This is a genomic window from Bariatricus sp. SGI.019 (genome assembly GCF_050315235.1).
In the GTDB taxonomy this organism is placed as follows: Bacteria; Bacillota; Clostridia; order Lachnospirales; family Lachnospiraceae; genus JAFBIX01.
This window is the reverse complement of record NZ_JBNPOQ010000005.1, coordinates 87156-108297: the sequence shown is the minus strand read 5'-3', so window position 1 is coordinate 108297 and position 21142 is coordinate 87156. Positions and strand designations below refer to the sequence as shown.

The following is a 21142-nucleotide window of genomic DNA, read 5'->3' as shown; positions in this document are numbered from 1 at the left end:
GATGCGGGTCTTTTATATTTCTGAAATCTTTCTTTTATCCAATATACGTGTTTCCACTTCCCTGGGTCATCTGATCCATTTCTTCATAAGTCACACTGGATCGTTCCCCGGTCTCCGGATCGACATAGATAACAACTGTATCCGTATATCCGATCAATATAACTGAATTTTCTGCATTCAACATACCGATCACCGGCGATCCCTGGTTAATGATGTATAGTAATTCCTCTGTTGCACAGCCGGTCAGATCCAGATACCGGTCGTCATTCAGACTCTTCATAATATCTACCGGTGCTTCTTTCTGCTTTAACCGGTCGGCAATTCTCTGGATCACATCATCTTTGTCAGCGATTGTGTACTGCAGATCTCTATTTCCGCGCTCCCAGATATAATTCTGCGTGGCATCTACCGCAACGCCACTGTAAGAATCAGCCAGCCTAATTGCTTCACCCGCCTTTTCACAACAGTCTAGCAGTTGTCCATACCCATATACATAATATTTATCTGCATGGGTTACATCTTCGAATTCAACGACTACCGGGTCTTCCATTACAATCTGCTTTGGCCGCAGTACCTTCGGCTCCTTATCTGAGATTCCATCTTCAAATGTAAGCCGGACTTGTGTCTCCTTAAGATCTGTCGCATACGATTCCAGATAGATATTGCTCTTTTCTTTTTCGGTATTATTCGTGATGTAATCCTGAGAGGTACTGGTATACGTATTGCCATCTTTTACTGCACGATTCAATGTCACCATATTATCTTTCAAATATGCATCCAACACATATGTGCCATCTGCCTGATAGGTCTTTACAATTTCGCTTTTGCTGTTCTGTATCTCTACTTTGTACATTGGAACCGTAATTTCTCCGGAAACCGTCTTACCTGTATCTGCAGTCTTGGCCACTCCATAGACAAAATCATTTTTTACAAACCCCAACGGGCGGATACATTCATCTGATTCGCATTCGGCCGTTCGTTCCTTGCCACTCTCTAGATTCTTGACAACCACCTTTGTCGCTGTGTTCAGATCTCCATTTTCCTGATAAGCGACCAGATGTCCATCTTCTGATACCACATACTGGTCTTCGTTCAAAGCTTCAACAAGCGCCGTATTCTCCTCCATCTCCACATCGAATTCATAGAGCGTACCTTCCACCATGATGTATAGCATATTGCGGCTGGCGCTGTAGTAGACAAGCCTGCTCATTTCATTTATGACGTTTTCATATGACTTGTCACTGGAGATAAATACTTTTTCTTCCACAGAGTTCTTCTCCATGTCATAATAATAGACGGCAATTCCAACTTCTCCCTCATGGCTTCCACGATTCATATAACCACATACCGCAAAGATTGTGTTCCCTGTCTCATCCATTTCCAGAAGCTTAATCTCATGCTTTGTCACAAGATTACGTACATCGCTATTTTCAGCATCTGCAAAACTGAATACCTGAGACACTTCGTCGGTATCTTTGTTGTAATTCCACAATTCATTTGCCACAACAAAAGACACAACAGAACCGTCATCATTTACCATATAAGAAATATTCTTTGGGGCTATTCCAAGCAAAACGCCTTTTTCATTCAACACTTGCTTTGTTGCGTCAAATATCTGTTCCATCGTTCTATCATAATTGAGCAGATAAGTTTTCTGTGCATCTTCAATATGGCGCACACGGAAGAATTCTTTGACCGCATAGACATCCGTCTCATTCTCTTCGCCTTTACATCTTACGCGATATTCCAACTGTACCGAGATGGAATTACTGTTAATCTCTTTAATATTCCAGCGTTCGCCTTTTTCAACTTCCGGCTCCAGGCTTCCCCAGGATACATGGTCATAATCGGAGTGAATGGTCACATGCTGAAAGCTGGTATTATCGCCCTCTTCGCTCGGTTCAATGGCTGCACCTACGCCGGCACCCTCTACTTTTCCAATGGCACTCTCGTGAAAATTCCGAATATAATCCAGACATTCCATAACAGACGCATCTGATGCATTTACAATCCTGGTGTAAAAATAAATGGTCTTATCTTCTGTATAGAGCGCGATCTCGAGGACACGCTCTTCATCCATTAGCCCTTCATCGCTCAAATCTGCCGTGATGTTTTCTCCCGGATTTTTTACCTTTTCTTCCTTTAGCTTTTCTTCGCCATCCAATGTATAGATGGTATAAGAAGCACTGCTGATCTTAATGCCATATGCCTGGACGTTAATCTCCAGACGCTGATTTGTCACCGGCGTTATGGTATCCCTCATAGCTGGAATGTCCATCGCTTTTGCATACCCACTCAACATATTCAACGCATAACCCTGGTAGGAAAATGAAACCTGTGGATAGGTTGCTGCTCCCATGTCAGCCGTCATGTTATCATTGCCTTTATTCGTATAATAGCTGAACCCTAACACAGCAATGATGAATACTATGATAAGGACTCCTGCTTCAATCAATCTATTTTTCCACTTCATTTACAAATCCCCTTCATGATCTGGCACAATTCGCATCTTGTAATAACCGTCCCAACATCGGCTCAACGTGCAGATATTCTTCACACTTTTGAATAGCCTCTGTATTCTCCCCTTTTTTTCCGGTCTTCACTGCACGAATCAATATATTCTTCGGTGTATGCTCCATATCTATAAATTCCAGAATCTGAGCATCATAACCTTCCCTTTCCAGGTATTCCGCACGCAATGCATCTGTCACCAGCGCAGCCATACGTTCCTTAATCAAGCCATATTTGAAAACAGGCTCCAGTACATCATTTTTTATCTGGCGGTTTAACTCATGCTGATAGCACGGTACTGATAAGATTACTTTGGCATCCCAGCCGATAGCTTTGGCCAAAGCAAAATCTGTTGCCGTATCACAGGCATGAAGCGTTACCACCATATCCACCTTATCTACACCGGTATAGTCAGCGATATTTCCCTCCAAGAACACCAGCTTCTCATAACCATATTTCCGGCTAAGCTCATTACAATGTCGGATAACATCCTTTTTAAGATCCAGTCCGATAATACGTATGTCATAATGCTTCAGCTCATGCAGATAATAATACATCGCAAATGTCAGGTAAGATTTGCCACATCCGAAATCCAGAATTGTAAGCTCTCTTCCCTTATCAAGCTCCGGCAAAATATCTTCAATAAACTCCAGGAAACGATTGATCTGCCGGAATTTATCAAATCGGGAATGGACGACCTTTCCCTCCTGCGTCATGACCCCCAGATCCTGAAGGAACGGGACCGGGATACCTTCTTCCAAGACATAGTGCTTCTTCCGATTATGGCTCATATCTACATCCTTTCTTTCACACTTCTGAGCCTTCTTCTTAATCGTCACCTTTCCCTTTTTACTCACCAAAACCGTATACTGGTACTTCTGCGTCTCCATCTGCATCTGACGCATGTTCTCCATATGCCCCAGAATCAGTTCACACGCCTCCCGTGAATCTGCATTCCTGTGAAAAGCCTGATTATTCTGGAACAATTCAAGCTGAAATACCAGATGCTCCTTCTGAAGCAAGGGGCGCACTTTAATCTTGACCGGGCCATCCTTTCGCCGCGGATTACTAAGCGTTGCCGTAATAAATTCTATATTTAGATTGTCCTGTAATAATTCTCTTAATTCATTCATAGTATTATTATTGTAATGTTTTTTCCTGACAAGCGCAAGTTTGGGACGGGGGTTTTTTCATTTTCCTCCGTCCCAAATTAAAATATCCCTGTCCCTTTTTACATTTGCCCTGTCCCTATTGGAAATGTTATGGTCACCCGGAACAGATCTCCATCCAGATACAATTCGAATTTGCCGCCTTGCATCTGGGTCAATGACTTGGCTATAGATAGTCCGAGGCCGCTGCCTTCTGTGCTTCGTGAGATATCTCCACGGATAAATCGTTCGGTCAGCTCATCTGCCGAGATATTGAGTGGCTGCTGGGATATGTTTTTCAGACTGAATACTGCCGAATCATTTACTACTTTTAATTCTGCATATACACGGGTTCCTTCCATAGCGTATTTGGCTGCATTGTTGTAAATATTGGCCAATACTCTCCAGAGCCGTCTACCGTCTGCCCGTATCACGACTTCTTTCTCTGGCAGGATCAGCACTTCTTTCAATTCTCTGGCTTTGAATTTTTCTTCAAATTCTCCGCTAGTCTGCTGAATCATCTCTACAAAATTAATATTCATATACTGTAGTGTAATATTGCCAGAACTTACTTTGGATGCCTCTACTACATCTTCTGTAAGGGTCTTAAGCCGTTGGGCTTTTGCCTCCAGGATCTCCAGATACCGCTGAATCTTCGGATCTTCAAAATTTTCCTTCTTTAACAAATCCACATAATTAATAATAGAAGTAAGCGGTGTCTTAATATCATGGGAAACATTGGTAATCAGATCTGTTTTGAGCCGTTCACTCTTCATACTTTCTTCCAGTGCCCGGTCCAGGCCTTCTCCAATGGAGTTAATCTTTTCAGCAATGATCTTCTGATCTCCGTTCAATCCATTCAAAGGAATCTTATATTCCACTTCACCTTCCGCAATCTTAAGAATTCCTTCCTTAATTCTCTGCTTTCCGATAGCCTGTCTAACCATATAGACAAATGCAGCCAACTCCGCTCCTAGTATCAGCGCAGGCAACAGAAAAGTAATTCCCATGACCGATGCCCACTCGATCAATGCAAAGAATGAAAACAGCCCTATAACGCCAAATACAATAATAACCTGCCACACTTCATTGAAATTACAAAATAGCACCTTTATAAATCCGCCGAACCATCTTAGAAGACTATTTTTCCATAATGTCCTTGCCTTTATTCTTCGTACCAGACTTAAGAAACCTGTCAGGAATAATGCACAGGTATAAACTGCAAGTAAAGCACCACATATCATATAAGGGATCGCACTCTGGATATAATCTGCCTGATATAACTGATAATCTCCTCCCCACGATGGAAAATACGAATACGTAATTCCAGACACACCCAATGCAACAGGAATGCACCAACCTCCAATCACCACCAGAGCAGCAATCTCGGTCTTCCAACGGTCAAATCCATTCAGATGTAATTCCTCATCTTGCGGATTACGACCGGCTATCACCGTAAGCCATACCAGAAGTATCAGGAATACAATACTCGCAGCACATCCCATCACCAGGATACCCCTCGCACTTGTTCCGTATTTATCATATAACTGGGATTCCGTATAAAATGCATCCTTAATCGGATAGGTCGTATCCACGCCAACAGCATAGATGAATCCCTCTTCTTTATTGCCGGAGTTCTTCACCTCTTCCTGCCAGTCCGAAGCATCTATATTATTAAAATTCGTCTCAAAATCTGCAAGTTTCGGCATAATGATTGCATATTTTCCCATCTTCCGGAACATTTCCAGATTCTCCTGCGCCTTGTCATAATCCTGATATGCTTTCCGGTTTGTATACACACGCTTAGTATCAGTATCTACATACAAATACGCAAAGTTCGTATCTCCTTCCTGATAGAACTCACTCAGATCATTATATTCTCTCATGTCACTTTCGACCTGGTAGATACAATATCTCAGCATTTCATAAGCTTCACTCAGCCGGCCATTCCAGATAGGATTGTCATTAGCTATCTCCATAACACTCTTGCCATCTACCGTCTGATATTCTTCGGCCAGCCATTGTCCATCGTAACTCCAGCAGTCAATATACGCAATCTTCCCTTCTACATCCTGAAGCCCCTTGAAAGCATTCACCGTATTATTATAGAAATTTCCATCCTGCAATTCATTCAGAATATCCTCTTCAGAAACTCCTGAATCATCACTTGCGATTACAAACCGAAGCTCACCACTGTCTATCAGATTCCTAAATTCACTATAGTAATAATAATGATAGGTATTGTCAGAACGCTTACATACAATAATATTCTCATCCATACCTGCATTATCATCGTAAGATGAATTCTCTTCTCCCTGGTCGAGCCATTGCTGCGCCCAGTCAGACAGATCCTGCAGTCGGTATGCCAGACCACTTAGATTTTCATTCGTAATCTCTGACTCATTATAATATTCCTGTATATCGACAATCTTCTGCGGATTATAGACCCCATCCGTCTCGAATCGGTCCCGCATTCCAATTCCATTCATTACCTGGTGGCTATATGTTCGCAACAGCTCATTAAAGCTTTTCGTCTCTTCATAATTCTTTGCAGGCTTTCCTTCAAACATCTCATTGCGCCCTGCCGGATAGGACAAAATCCATATGATGCAGACCGCCATAATCACCACCAGAATATGTTCAGCAACGATCAAAAGTCCTTTTATGATCGGCGCCCGATACCAACGACGCTTCATATATACTCCCTTCTAAAGTTTCTCTATCTTATATCCAACACCCCAGACCACTTTCAGATAGCGCGGCTCCTTAGGATTGATCTCAATCTTCTCCCGAATATGCCGGATATGTACCGCCACTGTATTATCCACACCAATGGCTTCTTCATTCCAGATATTTTCATATATCTGATCAATAGAAAATACTTTCCCTTGATTCTTCATTAATAATAGTAAAATATTGTATTCGATAGGTGTCAGCTTCACAGTCTCCCCATCTACGGTTACTTTCTTCAGATCATTATTGATTGACAGTCCTCCAACCTCATACACTGCCTGATTCTCATGATTCACCGTACTTCCAAGCTGCGTATATCTTCGAAGCTGTGATTTAACCCTGGCTACCAGTTCCAATGGATTAAATGGCTTGGTAACATAATCATCAGCCCCGACGTTCAATCCAAGAATCTTATCAGCATCCTCAGATTTTGCAGACAATATGATAATCGGCATATTATTCTCTTCCCGAATCTTAAGCGTTGCCCGTATTCCATCAAGCCTTGGCATCATAACATCAATCACAAGAAGATCTACTTTTTCGTTCTTCAAGACCTTTAACGCTTCCTCCCCGTCATAAGCCTTCAACACATGATACCCTTCCTGAGACATATATATATCAATTGCCTCTACAATTTCTTTATCATCATCACAAACTAATATATTAGCCATTTTTATCACCTCCCTTATACTATACAAGAATAGCAGTAATTTTTTAAGAGCAGTTTGTGGAAATTCTTAAGATATTCTGAAAATCTTTTCTGTCGAAAAATGTCGAATTTTTACTGTTCACGTCGCGAAATATATTAAATACTATATTTCCGATATAATGTCCCTATAGCATGTTTTCGTTTCTCATTGTAATAAAACGTAAATAGAACAGGAGACAACATGAGTGAAATAGAAATTGAACGCTTGATTCGTTCTCTTGGCATTGGCGCAACATACCGAGGATATCATTATCTTCAATATGGGATAAAACTTTGCCTGGAGAACGAAGACTATCTTCTCTCTGTCAGCAAATCCCTCTATCCCCAAATTGCAAACCATTACTGCACAAGCAGCTACAGCGTCGAGAGGGATATCCGAACCGTAATTAATGTTTGCTGGGAGCGAGGAAACCGCGAACTACTCCAGAAAATTGCCATGCACCCTCTGGAGATTCGTCCCGCTTCCAGTGAATTTTTAGATATATTAACTGCCCATCTAAAGCAAAAAAATATTGAAAAAATCTTTTTTTAGTATTTTTTCTTTGTCATCTTAAGTCCTTTTTAAGAATTTTTCTTTTTCTTTTAGAGTTTTAACATACTTTAGACATAATTTTCTTTTATACTTAGTTACAGATAGTTGATAAACAAATCACTATCTCCCCCCTCATAAAGTAAAACATCAAGAAATACATGTTCTTGATGTCACACTTTACTCTCATTCCTTTAGATAACTATAACAACAACGAAACCCGTTAGCATGATAGCTAACGGGTTTCGTCATTGTTTGATACATCATGATTTTTCTACATGTTGTTTCCCCTATTGGTTGCATCCTGTCAGTCCATAGGTTTCTAGATTATTTATAACCACCTGCCCTCCATGAGCACAAAGATATATCTGATTCTGTGCGTTTCCTGCAAACACATTGAGAGAATGGTTGTTCTGATAATCGTCCGTAAATATCTCGATCGAACTCTGATCTGATAATATATGCACATCTAGTTCTTTCCTATCCTTTAGATACATCACGCTTTTGGATATTCCTTTACTCCATCCATCTGCCTCATTTCGATTTACAGACATCTGCGCATTTTTAAAATCAAAGATGCAAATAGTCTTTTTACCCTCTCCACATCGCAAACCTATTTCCAACTGATCCGCATTCGTCTCTTCAAGATTGATTTGCATTTTCCATTCAAAAGAAATACCATCACCGGCCTTAATATCTGTCTTCTTCTCACTTACTATTATAGTCTCCTGATTCCATGCATCCACACGAAGCGATTCTATCTCTTTAATTGGAATAAATTGAAGTGTACCATCTTCTTTCATTCGAACTTCTCTTGGAATATTGTACGAACCACACCAACCTTCTTTATAAGTCGGCCCCCAGTCTTTCCAGAATGGCATCCAATCCCATGCATTAGCCCACCCAACAATTATTCTTCGTCCATCTGGAGTCAGAAATGATTGCGGTGCATAATAATCGAAACCCCAGTCAATTTCTCCATTAATATGGTAATTAAATTTTCCAGTTTCATAATCGAAATCTCCCACAAGATAGACAACCGTACGTTCTCCGGCCCCCATAGGCGAAAACATAAGTACATACCGATCTCCCATTGGATAAAAATCCGGGCATTCCCACATGTATCCCCACTCGCCACGGCTTTCTGCCAACACATTAAAGAACTCCCAATGTAACATATCTTTGGAGCGATATAAGAGTGCCTGTGCTTTATTATCCCGGCTTGCTCCGCATACCATATAATAGGTATCGTCATGTTTCCATACCTTTGGATCACGGAACTGATATGTCGGGATTCCATCTGGTGCAGTCAATACAGGATTTCCCTCATACTTTTCAAAATGTATCCCATCTTCACTATATGCAATACACTGCGTCTGCTCAAAACCTTTTCCATTATTTGTTGTGCCTGTGAACATCAAAAACAATTTTCCATCATGTTCAATTGCACTTCCAGAAAAACATCCACCACGGAAATGATCGTCATAAAATTCGGAAGGTGCAAGTGCCAGTGGTAGATATTCCCAATGGAGCATGTCATCACTTATGGCATGACCCCAGTGCATATAATCCCAGAATCCATAATATGGATTATACTGATAGAAAAAATGATACTTGCCTTTATAATAAATCAATCCATTCGGATCGTTGATCCAACCAGTCTGCGCCATAAAATGATAGTGTTGACGCATTGCACCGTTTTTCACAATATCTTTTTTTGCATCAATTTCCTGCTGAGCCTTTTCAATTTTTTTTTGCATTAATTCATTAGACATAAGACTCCTCCATATTATTTATATTCATCACGAAGTTTCTTTGCAAATTCCGTATTTAACCTTGATTCTCGACGTGCTTTCTCTTCTTTGATTCTGAATTGTTCCTGTCTTGCCGGACTGTATTCTTCCCATCGTTTTTCCCAGGAATCTCTTGCCGCTTTCATTTCATCTGTCAATTCAGGCATTCTTAAATCTCTTTCTGGAAGAACCGGAACATTCGGTAGTCTTTCTTCCATTGGAAGAATTGTAATATTCTTGCTCGTCGGCAGGGTCTGATACCAATAAGCAGTGGAACTCCAGTCATCAGACAAATGATTTGCATGCCCATGCTCGATTGTTACTTTTAAACTCTTTTCAAAACGAACCGGATCCGTAATATGGAACCTATATGATACCTGGAACCCATCTGTATCCCCTTCATGAACAATCGTTCCAAAGAACGGATACGCATTTCTCTGCATTCCCCAGGCATGATTAAAATAATCCTCTGTTCCTGTCCCATTAAGACTTGGGTATTCTTCTCCATCAATAAAGAACATATCATTACCCTCGCCCCACCAGCTTCCCTGATAGTGCTTAACAGTCAGATTACATCCTACATAATGTCCTGTTCCTTCTACGTCAAGAATCGTATAATTTCCCTCGCCTTTGAGATTCGTCACATTATTTACTTCCGGTGAATTAGTCTGAATATCTGGTCCCCATCCATCACATGGATTCTCTCGTCTCCAGCAAGCATGAAAATATGCAGTATTCTCATCCAATGGCTCTTTATACATCTCATAGTCAATATTGAAATACAAAATAAACGGTAATTCATTCTCATTTATAATCTCAATCTTTGCTTTTTTATTAAACGGCATCGGGAAATAACAGGATACAGAACAAGGGGCGCCATATCTTCCTGCCTCTTCTGGTTTTAATGAAACATTAAATGGAAGTGAACTGAAATTTCCCGGATAGCAATTTCCAATACAGAAGAAATCTCCAAAAGGAGCAAGAACACTCGGTGTATCCTGATCATCCCAGGTGATTTTTATTAACACCTTTCTATAATAAAACGGATCATAATCATCCCAAATAACTCCAAGTGCAGGATGAATCTCCATTACCGGCGCTGCCGATGCATTAAGAACCGGATCCAAAATACTTGGTGCCTTTACTTTACGGCAGGAAGATGTCATCCAAATATGGGTAATGCATCCCGGTCCTTCCACTTCTCCTAATACAATACTTTCTTTTGCCGGGATCTCCCAGTAATCCTGATTTTTTCCTCTTTGATCCCAACTTGCAAGTCTTCCGTTTCTAGCTTTTTTTATTGTTGTTAAATCTTGAAATAATCCTGATACTTTACTCATATTTTTCTCCTCCTATTGAGCAAATTTATATGCTAACCTTTTACTGCTCCTGCAGTCATTCCTTCTACGATATTCTTCTGGAATATACCATAGAATATCAACTCTGGAATAATAATCATAACACTTGATGCAACAATTCCACCATAGTCAACTGTATATGTTCCTTTGAAGAAAGATGCTCCCATGGATAACGTGTAATCTGAAACATCTCTTAACATAACAGATGCAAATGGGAACTCATTCCAGATATACAGCACATTGAATATTACAATTGTCGCAATTACCGGCTTTGTCATCGGTAAGATAACTCTCACCATTAAGTCCCAGATAGTACATCCATCTATGACTGCTGCTTCATCTATCTCTGTAGGTAATGATTTCAAATACCCCACCAATAACAATGTATTGAATGATATAGAAGTTGCTACATAAGGGAATATCAATGCCAGTTTTCCTCTGAGTCCAAAAAAAACATTTATCTTGTATACCGGGAACAAAAGAATGAATGGAGAGATTGATAACCCCATAATCAAAAAACCGTACAATAGTTTTTTAAGTTTTTTATTTTTGAATTCCATTCTTGCAAGCACAAAAGAACTGAGAAATGTAATCACCAACTCAATAATCAATGATATAATACATACAAACAACGTATTCCCATATAGCTTAGGAAAATTCAACGTTTCTAATGCATGCTTATAATTCTCAAGATTTAATGTTTTCGGCAATGACAGAGGTGTAGACAATATTTCAGAATTTGTTTTAAAAGAAAGAACCAACATCCATACAAAAGGAAATACGACCAACACAGTAATGATTGCCATTAAAATATACATCGTTGTCTTTTTTCTTTTATTTATCATCTCTTACCCCTCCTTCTCTTTTGTCAAACTAGAATAAATCGCCGTTATAATTAGAGATATTAAGAATGTAACGGTCGCTAAAGACATTCCATATCCATAATCTCCACTTGAAAATGTCTGGGAATAACTATATGTTACCAAAGTCTCAGACAAATGGTTCGGACCTCCTCCAGTTGTCTGCTGAACAATCTCAAAGATTTTAAATACACCCGTAATAATCAACACTGCAACTGTAGAAATTGTTGTCCGCATCATCGGAATCGTCACATAACGTATTTCCTGAATAGCATTTGCCCCATCAATTTTAACGGCCTCAAGGATATCTCCCGGAATCATCTTTAATCCCGCAATAAATATTGTTACAAGATAACCTAACTGCTGCCAGAAATAAATAATTGCTATACTATATGGAGAAAGCGTTTCTCCACCAATCCATTTTTGCTTAAATGCATCTGCCCCTATTGCATCCAGAACATTGTTAATAATACCAATATTAGGATCCAATATGTATACCCATATAATACCTACTATAATTGGCGCTATGATTGCTGGCGAAAAAATTAAAGCCTTAGAAAAATCAACTGCCCTAAGTTTATTATTCAACAAAAGTGCAATTAAAAAAGATAATGTGAGCAATAACACAAATGCCAGGATAAACATGATCATTGTATTTTTAAAAGAAACCCAAAACAATTCATCCTGGAACAGCCTTATATAGTTTTTTAATCCAGTAAATCTTGGTTTTCCAATACCAGAATATTGTGTGAAACTATAGTAAACTGCAATAGCAATCGGTAATATTATAAAAATACTATAAACCAGCAATGTAGGAAGCATAAGTCCTACTTTGTATCTTTTCTTACTTAACCAATGCATACAACCACCTTATTCCTTATAAGCGTTTTGTTGGGCACGACTTATTTGTCATACCCAACAAAAACGTCTTATAAACTATTGACTATTTGCTAGAGAAGTATCAATTTTATCTAATGCTTCTGCAGGTTCATAAGTTCCCTGAAGCACTCCAAAGATTCCGTCATATAAAGCTTCCTGTACTGCTGATGGTACTGTAAGATCTGGTGCTGCCTCTGGACTTCCCCATCCACTTGCAAGCGATTCAAGCATTGCATTCATTGCATACTGTGAATCTGATGCTGCAACACCTTCATAATTTGTTGCCGGGAAAATAGATCCTTCATAAGACAATTTTGCAGCCTCTTCTCCATAATAGAATTTCAGGAACTCATATACGCCTTCTTTTAATTCTTCATCATCCGCAACTGCTGCACTGACTCCGATTGGTGCAGATGGAACCTTCATTGCTATATCCTGATTTGCCTCAGTATCTGTAAATTTTGGTCCCCACCAGAAACCAATTTTGTCACCAAGATTTTCATCAAATTCTGCACAATCCCACTGACCAGTACCAAACATAGCTGCACTTCCTTCATCAAAGAGCTGTTTTGCATCAAAGTACTCAATTGTTGCCATGTTTTCAGGGAATGCCTGTGCATCTTTCAGTCCCTGTAACTTTTCAAAGCAAGCAAGCAATTCTTCATTATTAAACTTGTCTTTTCCGCTAAGGATATTTTCAATATTATCTTCCCAACCATATCTTGCGAGGAATTCATTGAACTCCCACATTGCAAATGCACTGTTTTTGCTTCCAATTGAAAGAGGTATTATTCCACTTTCTTTTAATTTTTGGATCATCTCAATAAACTCTTCGTAAGTTGTATCATCTGTTGGATATGCTACTCCTGCTTTATCAAAAAGATCCTTATTATAAAAGATTCCCTGCACATTACACTGATATGGAAGACCATATTGTCCATTATCATCTTTGAATGCTGCTTCCATTCCACCTAGAGCCTCTTTTATATCAGCATTTTCATCCAGGAATTCTGTCAGATCCATCAGCACTCCTGCCTCGCTATACTCGGATGCCTCAGAACCTTCGATCCAGAAAATCTCTGGCAATGTACCGTCTTCTGCTTTCAACTTCATATTTTTCGAGTGCGTTTCTGTGTCAGCAGCTTCAAACTCCACTTTATATTTTCCTTCATTCGCTTTATTAAACGCCTCTACAATACTATTTGTCACTGGTTCTTGTTCTGCCGGATTCGCTACATGAATACCAAATTTAATAACTGTTGCTCCGCTTTCATCTGTTGCTTTTTCACTACTACTGCCGCCGCATCCTGTCAGAAGCCCCATAGTCAAAACGCCTGCCATTGTTGCAGAAAGAATTCTTTTTACATTTTTGCTTTTCATAATTCTTTTCCTCCTTTTTTTGCTTCACTTAATTATGGAACCCGTTCCATATTCATTAAAAAAAATCATTAATATAAAAATATTTTCCGGGGATTACTCTTTGTGGAACGGGTTCCACAAAGAGTAAAAAAAACAAAATCTCCAATGTGCACTTTTTCGATTCATTTGCTTTTATTATATTACTCCCCAGCAAATTGTCAATATTATTTCTTTGCATTATAGTCTTTTTGTGTATTATACCAGAACGTCGCCCATTATTTTTGTGCATTATCACAGTTTTTCAATCGTTGTTCTTCCATATCTTACCTGCACATTTAAAAGGATCTTCTTATCCTTATAGACCCTTCCTCCTATCAGCCTGTGAATCAGTCTCACTGACTCTTTTGCCAATCCCTCTATTGGTTGAACAATAGCTGTAAGCTTCGGCTCTACAATCTCAGTAATAAAAGTTCCATCATAAGCAATAAACTTTACATCTCTTGGTACTTCCTTATGTCTGCGAATGGCTTCATTCATACATTCAATTACCAACCGGTCCACACCAAACACTCCATCAAATTCAATATCTTTTGAGAATACTTCTTCCACCACTTCTTTATAGTAGGCAGAATCCATACGGTTCCATTTTAATTCGTATCCATAAGTCTGAATATTATTTTTCTTCATAATCCGCTCAAACTCATAATGTCTTTCATGATAGGGAGATTCCACCTGCACTGCCCCTTTAAAATGCAACACCTTCTTACACCCATTTTTTATCAACGTCTCAGCGGCCAGTCTCCCTCCTTCCTTATGGTCAACCGCAACCACCGGAATGTCTTCACCGAGGTAACGATCAAGTGCTACAATCGGTTTATGAATCTTCTTATACTCTTCCACATCCAGCGAATGTACACCTGTAATAATCCCATCCACAATATGACGGTTCAGCATATCCAGATATTCCAATTCTGCATTATGAGTCTTTGCCGTATTGCAAAGCATCATCTTGTAACCCAGCTGATATAATTCCGCCTCAACATAATCTACAAATTCTGCAAAAAACGGATTTGATACGTTCGGCACCAAAACAGCTATAATCCCCGTCTTTTTGTGATATAGATTTCTTGCCAACTCGTTGGGTGTATAGTCGAGTTCTTTCATGGCATCTTCAATTTTAGCTCTTGTCTCCCCTGAAACGTACCCGCTTTCATTCAAAAGTCTTGATACAGTTCCTACTCCAACCCCCGCTCTTTTTGCAACATCTCTGATACTCGCCATTTTCCTCCGCCTTTCCATAAAATTCCTACTTCTATTTTAAAATAATTCAGCTAAAAGTCAAACAAAAGATACCTTATTCTTTTACTAACATAACACAATAAATATATACTAATATTTCTCCATCCCTTGGGAAAAAGTAGATTCTCTTTAATGATTACATTTGGCATTTTTATCACACTGCTTACCTACATAGATAGAAAAAAACAAGTAAACAACAAATAAACCTACCTTTGCACTCAGCAGTCTAGGCAGGCTTATATTTTACATTAATGGCGATCCACTTTGTGGACAGTTATTCCTTTCTCATCTATCATATATCACATCATAACATGTATTGTAAGCATATAAATTTTCCAGAGTATCTTTGCGATATCTGAAACTATTAATATCACAACTATTCCTCTTCACTCCAGAGTTATCATATAGTCATGTTCAAACTTCACGACTCTCTCTTCTCCTTGATACCGGATAACCAATGTCTCATACATCTTCTCATATCCCTGATGAATCAGCTCCATCGACAGCTCGTTTCCATCCAATGAAAAGCGGTACAGATTATATTCACCCTCCTGATAGTGGAAGTCTTCCCCATTATCCTGATAATGAACATACTCTGCTTTTCCCGGATACACCTCCAAAATCAATACCTTGTCCTTTTCCTCTGACGTAGAAAGTCTTGGTGGATACTTTGGTATTATACCTCCCGCTTTTACGAAGATTGGACACTCATCTAGTTCTGCATGGCGAATCTTATACTGTCCGCCTTGGATTTTCTCTCCAGTCCAGTAATCATACCATTCTCCCTCAGGGAAATATATGAGTTTCTGACGCATTCCTTGTTCTGTCACCGGTGCAACCATAATATGATCTCCGACCATGAACTGTCCGTTCAGATTCTTCGTCTCCTCATCCTTTTCATAATTCATAACCAGCGGACGCATCAGTGGGAGCCCTTCTTGCTCTTCTACATGGCACAGATCATAGAGATACGGCAGCAATTCATACCTGAGCTTCAGATATTTCCTGTATATATCTAGCACTTCCTGATCAAAAGTCCACGGCTCTTGCCTTCTTGTTCCCATTGCTGAATGATTTCGGCAGAATGGCGAGAAGCATCCCACTTCAATCCAGCGACACATCAGTTCTTTCGTTACATCCGAACCAAATCCGCCAATATCCGTTCCCACATAGGGGATTCCGCTTAAGCCAAGGTTACACAGCTGCGGAATTGCCATCTGCAGATGCGCCCAGATACTGTGATTATCTCCTGTCCAGGCAATGGCATATTTCTGAGAACCACTGTAGCATGCTCTTGTAATGACAAATGGCCTTTTACCGGTCAACTTCTTTAATCCTTGATAAGTTGCCCTGGCCATATTATGTCCATAGACATTATGCATTTCTGCATGAGTACTCTTCCTGCCGCCATCGTAAAACACAACATTCTCCGGTAGTTCCCCTTTAAAACTTGCTGGTTCATTCATATCGTTCCAGATTCCGCTGATTCCGGACTCCATCAACATACGATGGTTTTCTCCCCACCAATCGCGGACCTCATCTTTGCCAAAATCCGGATAAACCGCATCTCCAGGCCAGACTGCATTTTCATATATCTGTCCGTCCTCGTCCAGAGCAAAGTAGCCTTTTTCAACACCTGTATCATACACTTCATATCCCTTTTCAACTTTTACTCCGGGATCCATGATGGTCACAAGCCGGATTCCTATATCTGACAGATCCTCCGTCAGCTTCTTCATATCCGGGAAACGCGTTTCATCTACCGTAAACACTTTATATTTTTCCATATAATCAATATCCATATGGATTACATCACAAGGAAGGTGATGTTCTCGCATGGACTCCGCAATCTTTCGGATATCTGCTTCACATTGATATCCCCATCTAGACTGATGGTATCCCAGCATCCACATCTGTGGCAGCGGCGCGGTTCCAGTCAAGTAAGCATATCCCTTCACTACGTCTTTCATCGAGTCTCCGCCGATGAAATAATAATCCAGATTACCCTGGTCTCCACCGAACCAATAGTAATCATCCGATTCCTTTCCCATATCAAAATATGTACGAAATGTATTATCAAAGAAAAGTCCAAAAACAGTATCCTTTTTTAACGTAATAAAAAATGGAATAGACTTATACAATGCCCGGAAACTATCCACATGAGGATCTGGATCATCCGTATTCCAGTTCATATATTCATATCCACGCTTATTCAAGAACCCGGTCTTATCACCAAGTCCATAGAAGCATTCGTCTCCATCCAGCTTCTTCAAAACCTGAATCACATGACCATCTGCATTCTCCTGGGTAGAGTGTCCCTCTCGCTCTAAAAGTTCCAGCATCTTCTGGTCAAGTGACTGACTAGAGACTCTTTCTCCTCTGTAATCAATACAGACTGGCTTTCCATCTTTATCATAGATATCCACCTTGGCCTCATCAAAGACTTGCACGGTAAGTTTCGGCAAATGAATCTGGACACTTTTCTCATCTTCTCCTATAGCGAATGCCACCTTTCGGACTTTGTCCCCTTCTATTGCCTTAGATACCGGGCGCTCTTCGGACAACCGCGAAAATACTCGGATAATCTGTTCGGTAATAATCTGAATCTCCAGTTCTCCCTTTTCGAAAGAGATATAAATTATGTTTCCATCTTTTTTATGTTCTTTTAATCTGCCATATTTCTTCATCTTACTCTTCCTGTCACTTTGGTAAGTGCATATATCTTCTCCAGAATCTCATCTGTCAATGCACCCTTTTTCATTCTCCATTGCCAATTGCCGCCAAGCGTAGATGGTGTATTCATACGTGCCTGTGATCCAAGGCCAAGGAAATCCTGCACCGGAATGATACACGTATCTGCTACGCTGCGCATTGCCAGACAGATATAATCCCAGTGAATCTCTTCTTCATCTGTCGCCCAATTATTCAGATATGTCAGTGCCATTTCTTTATCTTCTGCACTGATGCACTGATACCAGCCCTGTAACGTATCATTGTCATGCGTTCCTGTATATACTACACAGTTCGTTCCATAATTATGTGGCAGATAATCACTTTCCTCACGGGAATCAAATGCGAACTGCAACACTTTCATTCCCGGATAGCCGCTGTCTGAAAGAAGCTGCCTTACGCTTTCTGTCAGGAAACCAAGATCTTCTGCAATAATTGGAAGATCTCCCAGTCTTTCTTTTATTGCATTGAAGAGTTCCATCCCCGGTCCCTTTTCCCAGTGTCCGAACTCTGCTGTCGTATCTCCATACGGAATCGAGTAATATTCATCAAATCCACGGAAATGATCAATTCTCATAATATCATACAGGCGGAAGCAATGCGCGATACGCTGTACCCACCATTCATAATTTGTTTCTCTATGATAATCCCATTTATATAATGGGTTCCCCCAGAGCTGACCTGTGGCTGAGAATCCATCTGGCGGACATCCTGCCACCGCAGTCGGAAGATGATTCTCATCCAACTGGAACAACTCAGGATTGGCCCATGTATCTGCGCTGTCAAATGCTACATAGATTGGAATATCACCAACAATCTGAATCCCATTTTCATTGGCATAAGACTTAAGTTCGGTCCACTGTGTGTAAAAAAGATATTGCAGATACTCATAGAATTCTATCTCATCCTGCAATTCATTTCTATAATAAGCCATTGCTTCAGGCTTACGAAAACGGATATCTTCTGCCCAGCTGTCCCAGCTTCTTCCATCAAACTGGTTTTTTACTGCTGTATAGAGTGCATAATCCTCCAGCCAGTATGCTTCTCTCTCTTTAAATGCACGGTAGTCTTCTTCCTGAAGTCCGCCGCTGTCTTTGATTCTTCCATATGCAATCTTCAAAATCAAGAACCTTGCACGAAAGATTTTCTCATAATTTACAGATTCTTCATCATCTCCAAAATCAGCCGCCTTACATTCCTCTTGTGTAAGATAACCTTCCTCGATCAATGACTCCAGATCAATAAAATATGGATTTCCTGCATATGTGGAAAATGCCTGATAGGGGGAATCACCATACCCGGTAGGTCCAAGAGGCAGAATCTGCCACAAAGATTGGCCGGATTTTTTCAATAGATCCACAAACTCATATGCCTCTTTCGAAAAGCAGCCGATTCCATAGGCAGATGGCAGTGATGATATCGGCATTAACATTCCATTTCTTCTCATCATGTTTCTCCTTTACTAAAAAGGAACCCGCTTTCATGCGGGCTCCCGAGTTATCCTTTTACAGCACCTGCCGCAACACCCTTGATGATATGTTTCTGACAGGACAGATAGAAGATAATTACCGGAATAACGGCAAGGATAAGAGCAGCCATAATCGCGCCCATATCTACTCGTCCGTAGCTTCCCTTCATATACTGAATAACAATAGAAATCGTCTTATACTTATTCAGGTCAAGTACCAAATACGGAAGCAGGAAGTCATTCCAGATCCACATCGTCTCCAGAATACCTACAGAGATATAGGTAGGTTTCATGATCGGAAGAACTACTGAGAAAAATGTACGAAGTGGAGTACACCCATCAATCATAGCAGCTTCTTCGATTTCCAGCGGAATAGACTTTACAAATCCACAGAACATAAAGACCGCAAGTCCCGCTCCGAATCCCAGATATATAATGATGATTCCCCATGGTGTGTTAAGTCCGGTACGGTCTGCAACCAGTGAAAGTGTGAACATGACCATCTGGAATGGCACTACCATTGAAAATACACAAAGCAGATAAAGAAGCTTTGTAAATTTTGTCTTTACTCTTGTAATATACCATGCACACATGGATGTACATACAAGAATCACCAATACAGAACCAATCGTAATAAATACCGTCCAGCCAACGGCACTTAACAATTCATATTTATCAATCGCAGCAAAATAATTTTCAAATCCTACATAAGTCTTTTCTGTCGGAAGTGCAAATGGTTCCTTATTGATAAATACCTTTTTCTTAAAGGAGTTCATAAGCACGATTAAAATTGGTGCAATGTAAACAATACCGATAATCGTAAATACACCGGTACCTACCCAGCTTAATTTTTCTTTTATTTTCATCTACTGCTGCACCTCCTTGGAACGTGTTGCACGAAGCTGTATCATTCCGATTGCTACTACGATCAGGAAGAAGATTACAGCCTTTGCCTGACCGACACCTTCCCATCCGGTACGTCCATAGAACGTATTGAAGATATTCAGTGCCATTAACTCAGACAGTTTTGCCGGTTCACCTGCTGTCAATGACAGGTTCTGATCAAAGAGCTTGAATCCATTGGTAATGGACAGGAACATACATATTGTGATGGAAGGCATCATCATCGGGATCGTAACCTTGAAAAGTCTCTGGATCGGTGATGCACCGTCAATCTGTGCTGCTTCCATAACATCCCCCGGTATCGCCTGCAATCCTGCGATATAGATAATCATCATATAACCAATCTGCTGCCAGCTTACCAGAATAATGAGTCCCCAGAAACCGTACCACTGATTCAGGCTGATTGCAGTGTTATAACGAGCCAGGAAACCATTAAAGATCAACTGCCAGATATAACCGAGCACGATACCGCCGATCAGATTCGGCATAAAGAAGATAGTACGAAAGATATTGGTTCCACGCATCTTCTGCGTCAGTGCCATAGCCAGTAAAAATGCAATTACATTAATTACAATAAGTGATACTACTGCAAAGAGAACAGTCATCCAGAATGAATGACGGAACATGGTATCCTTTAATGCTTCGATATAATTGGAGAATCCTACAAATTTTGCATCTGTAACTGTCGTGAACTTACAGAAAGACAGCCAGATACCCATAATAAACGGAACAATGAAGCCGATGATAAATGCACAGAATGTCGGAAGTACAAATATCGGCATATAACGTTTTATGGCTTTTTCCATAAAACTCCCTCCTTCTCTCTAAAAACGGCGAGCGAACTATTCGTCGCCCGCCGTCTG

At 40.2% G+C, this 21142-nt stretch carries 15 protein-coding genes; 1 reads left to right on the top strand and 14 read right to left on the bottom strand.

All coding sequences use genetic code 11. From position 1 onward, the window contains the following. Positions 1–34: 34 nt before the first annotated feature. From ACQRD1_RS04540 to ACQRD1_RS04525, 4 genes are all read right to left on the bottom strand, one after another. Complete coding sequence (locus ACQRD1_RS04540) at positions 35–2473, bottom strand: hypothetical protein (RefSeq protein WP_427786959.1); 2439 nt, start codon at positions 2471–2473, stop codon at positions 35–37. Between the two features lie 13 nt (positions 2474–2486). Beyond that, entirely contained in the window at positions 2487–3644 is a 1158-nt protein-coding gene (locus tag ACQRD1_RS04535) for a class I SAM-dependent methyltransferase (RefSeq protein WP_427786958.1), read from the bottom strand. 98 nt (positions 3645–3742) lie between these two features. Then, complete coding sequence (locus ACQRD1_RS04530; RefSeq protein ID WP_427786957.1) at positions 3743–6355, bottom strand: histidine kinase dimerization/phospho-acceptor domain-containing protein; 2613 nt, start codon at positions 6353–6355, stop codon at positions 3743–3745. 12 nt (positions 6356–6367) lie between these two features. Continuing rightward, a complete protein-coding gene (locus tag ACQRD1_RS04525) occupies positions 6368–7063 on the bottom strand; it encodes a response regulator transcription factor (protein ID WP_235231968.1) in 696 nt (231 codons plus the stop codon). 219 nt (positions 7064–7282) lie between these two features. Between ACQRD1_RS04525 and ACQRD1_RS04520 the strand changes: the two genes are divergently transcribed. Then, positions 7283–7633, top strand: a complete 351-nt coding sequence (locus ACQRD1_RS04520; protein ID WP_427786956.1) for a sporulation initiation factor Spo0A C-terminal domain-containing protein — start codon at positions 7283–7285, stop codon at positions 7631–7633. Positions 7634–7920: 287 nt separating this feature from the next. Here ACQRD1_RS04520 and ACQRD1_RS04515 read toward each other — a convergent pair whose 3' ends face one another. The 10 genes from ACQRD1_RS04515 to ACQRD1_RS04470 form a co-directional block, all read right to left on the bottom strand. Continuing rightward, the gene (locus ACQRD1_RS04515) at positions 7921–9405 is read right to left on the bottom strand and encodes a glycoside hydrolase family 32 protein (RefSeq protein ID WP_427786955.1); all 1485 of its coding nucleotides are present in this window, start codon (positions 9403–9405) and stop codon (positions 7921–7923) included. 14 nt (positions 9406–9419) lie between these two features. Beyond that, complete coding sequence (locus ACQRD1_RS04510; protein ID WP_427786954.1) at positions 9420–10763, bottom strand: glycoside hydrolase family 172 protein; 1344 nt, start codon at positions 10761–10763, stop codon at positions 9420–9422. Positions 10764–10795: 32 nt separating this feature from the next. Beyond that, complete coding sequence (locus ACQRD1_RS04505) at positions 10796–11626, bottom strand: carbohydrate ABC transporter permease (RefSeq protein ID WP_235231972.1); 831 nt, start codon at positions 11624–11626, stop codon at positions 10796–10798. 3 nt (positions 11627–11629) lie between these two features. Beyond that, complete coding sequence (locus ACQRD1_RS04500; protein WP_427786953.1) at positions 11630–12502, bottom strand: carbohydrate ABC transporter permease; 873 nt, start codon at positions 12500–12502, stop codon at positions 11630–11632. 75 nt (positions 12503–12577) lie between these two features. Further along, positions 12578–13900: an ABC transporter substrate-binding protein gene (locus ACQRD1_RS04495; protein ID WP_427786952.1), complete on the bottom strand. Its 1323-nt coding sequence runs from the start codon at positions 13898–13900 to the stop codon at positions 12578–12580. Positions 13901–14170: 270 nt separating this feature from the next. After that, a complete protein-coding gene (locus tag ACQRD1_RS04490; RefSeq protein WP_427786951.1) occupies positions 14171–15160 on the bottom strand; it encodes a LacI family DNA-binding transcriptional regulator in 990 nt (329 codons plus the stop codon). A 404-nt stretch (positions 15161–15564) separates the two neighbouring features. Continuing rightward, positions 15565–17865 carry a TIM-barrel domain-containing protein gene (locus ACQRD1_RS04485; protein WP_427786950.1) on the bottom strand — a complete coding sequence of 767 codons (2301 nt, stop codon included), beginning with the start codon at positions 17863–17865 and terminating at the stop codon, positions 15565–15567. Further along, on the bottom strand, positions 17862–19355 hold the full coding sequence (gene malQ, locus ACQRD1_RS04480; protein ID WP_235232015.1) for a 4-alpha-glucanotransferase: 1494 nt from the start codon (positions 19353–19355) through the stop codon (positions 17862–17864). The genes ACQRD1_RS04485 and malQ overlap by 4 nt, the downstream gene beginning before the upstream one ends. Positions 19356–19405: 50 nt before the next feature. Continuing rightward, positions 19406–20242, bottom strand: coding sequence for a carbohydrate ABC transporter permease (locus ACQRD1_RS04475; RefSeq protein ID WP_235231977.1), 837 nt, complete (start codon positions 20240–20242; stop codon positions 19406–19408). After that, complete coding sequence (locus ACQRD1_RS04470) at positions 20243–21085, bottom strand: carbohydrate ABC transporter permease (RefSeq protein WP_235231978.1); 843 nt, start codon at positions 21083–21085, stop codon at positions 20243–20245. It abuts the gene before it with no gap. Between the last annotated feature and the right edge of the window lie 57 nt (positions 21086–21142).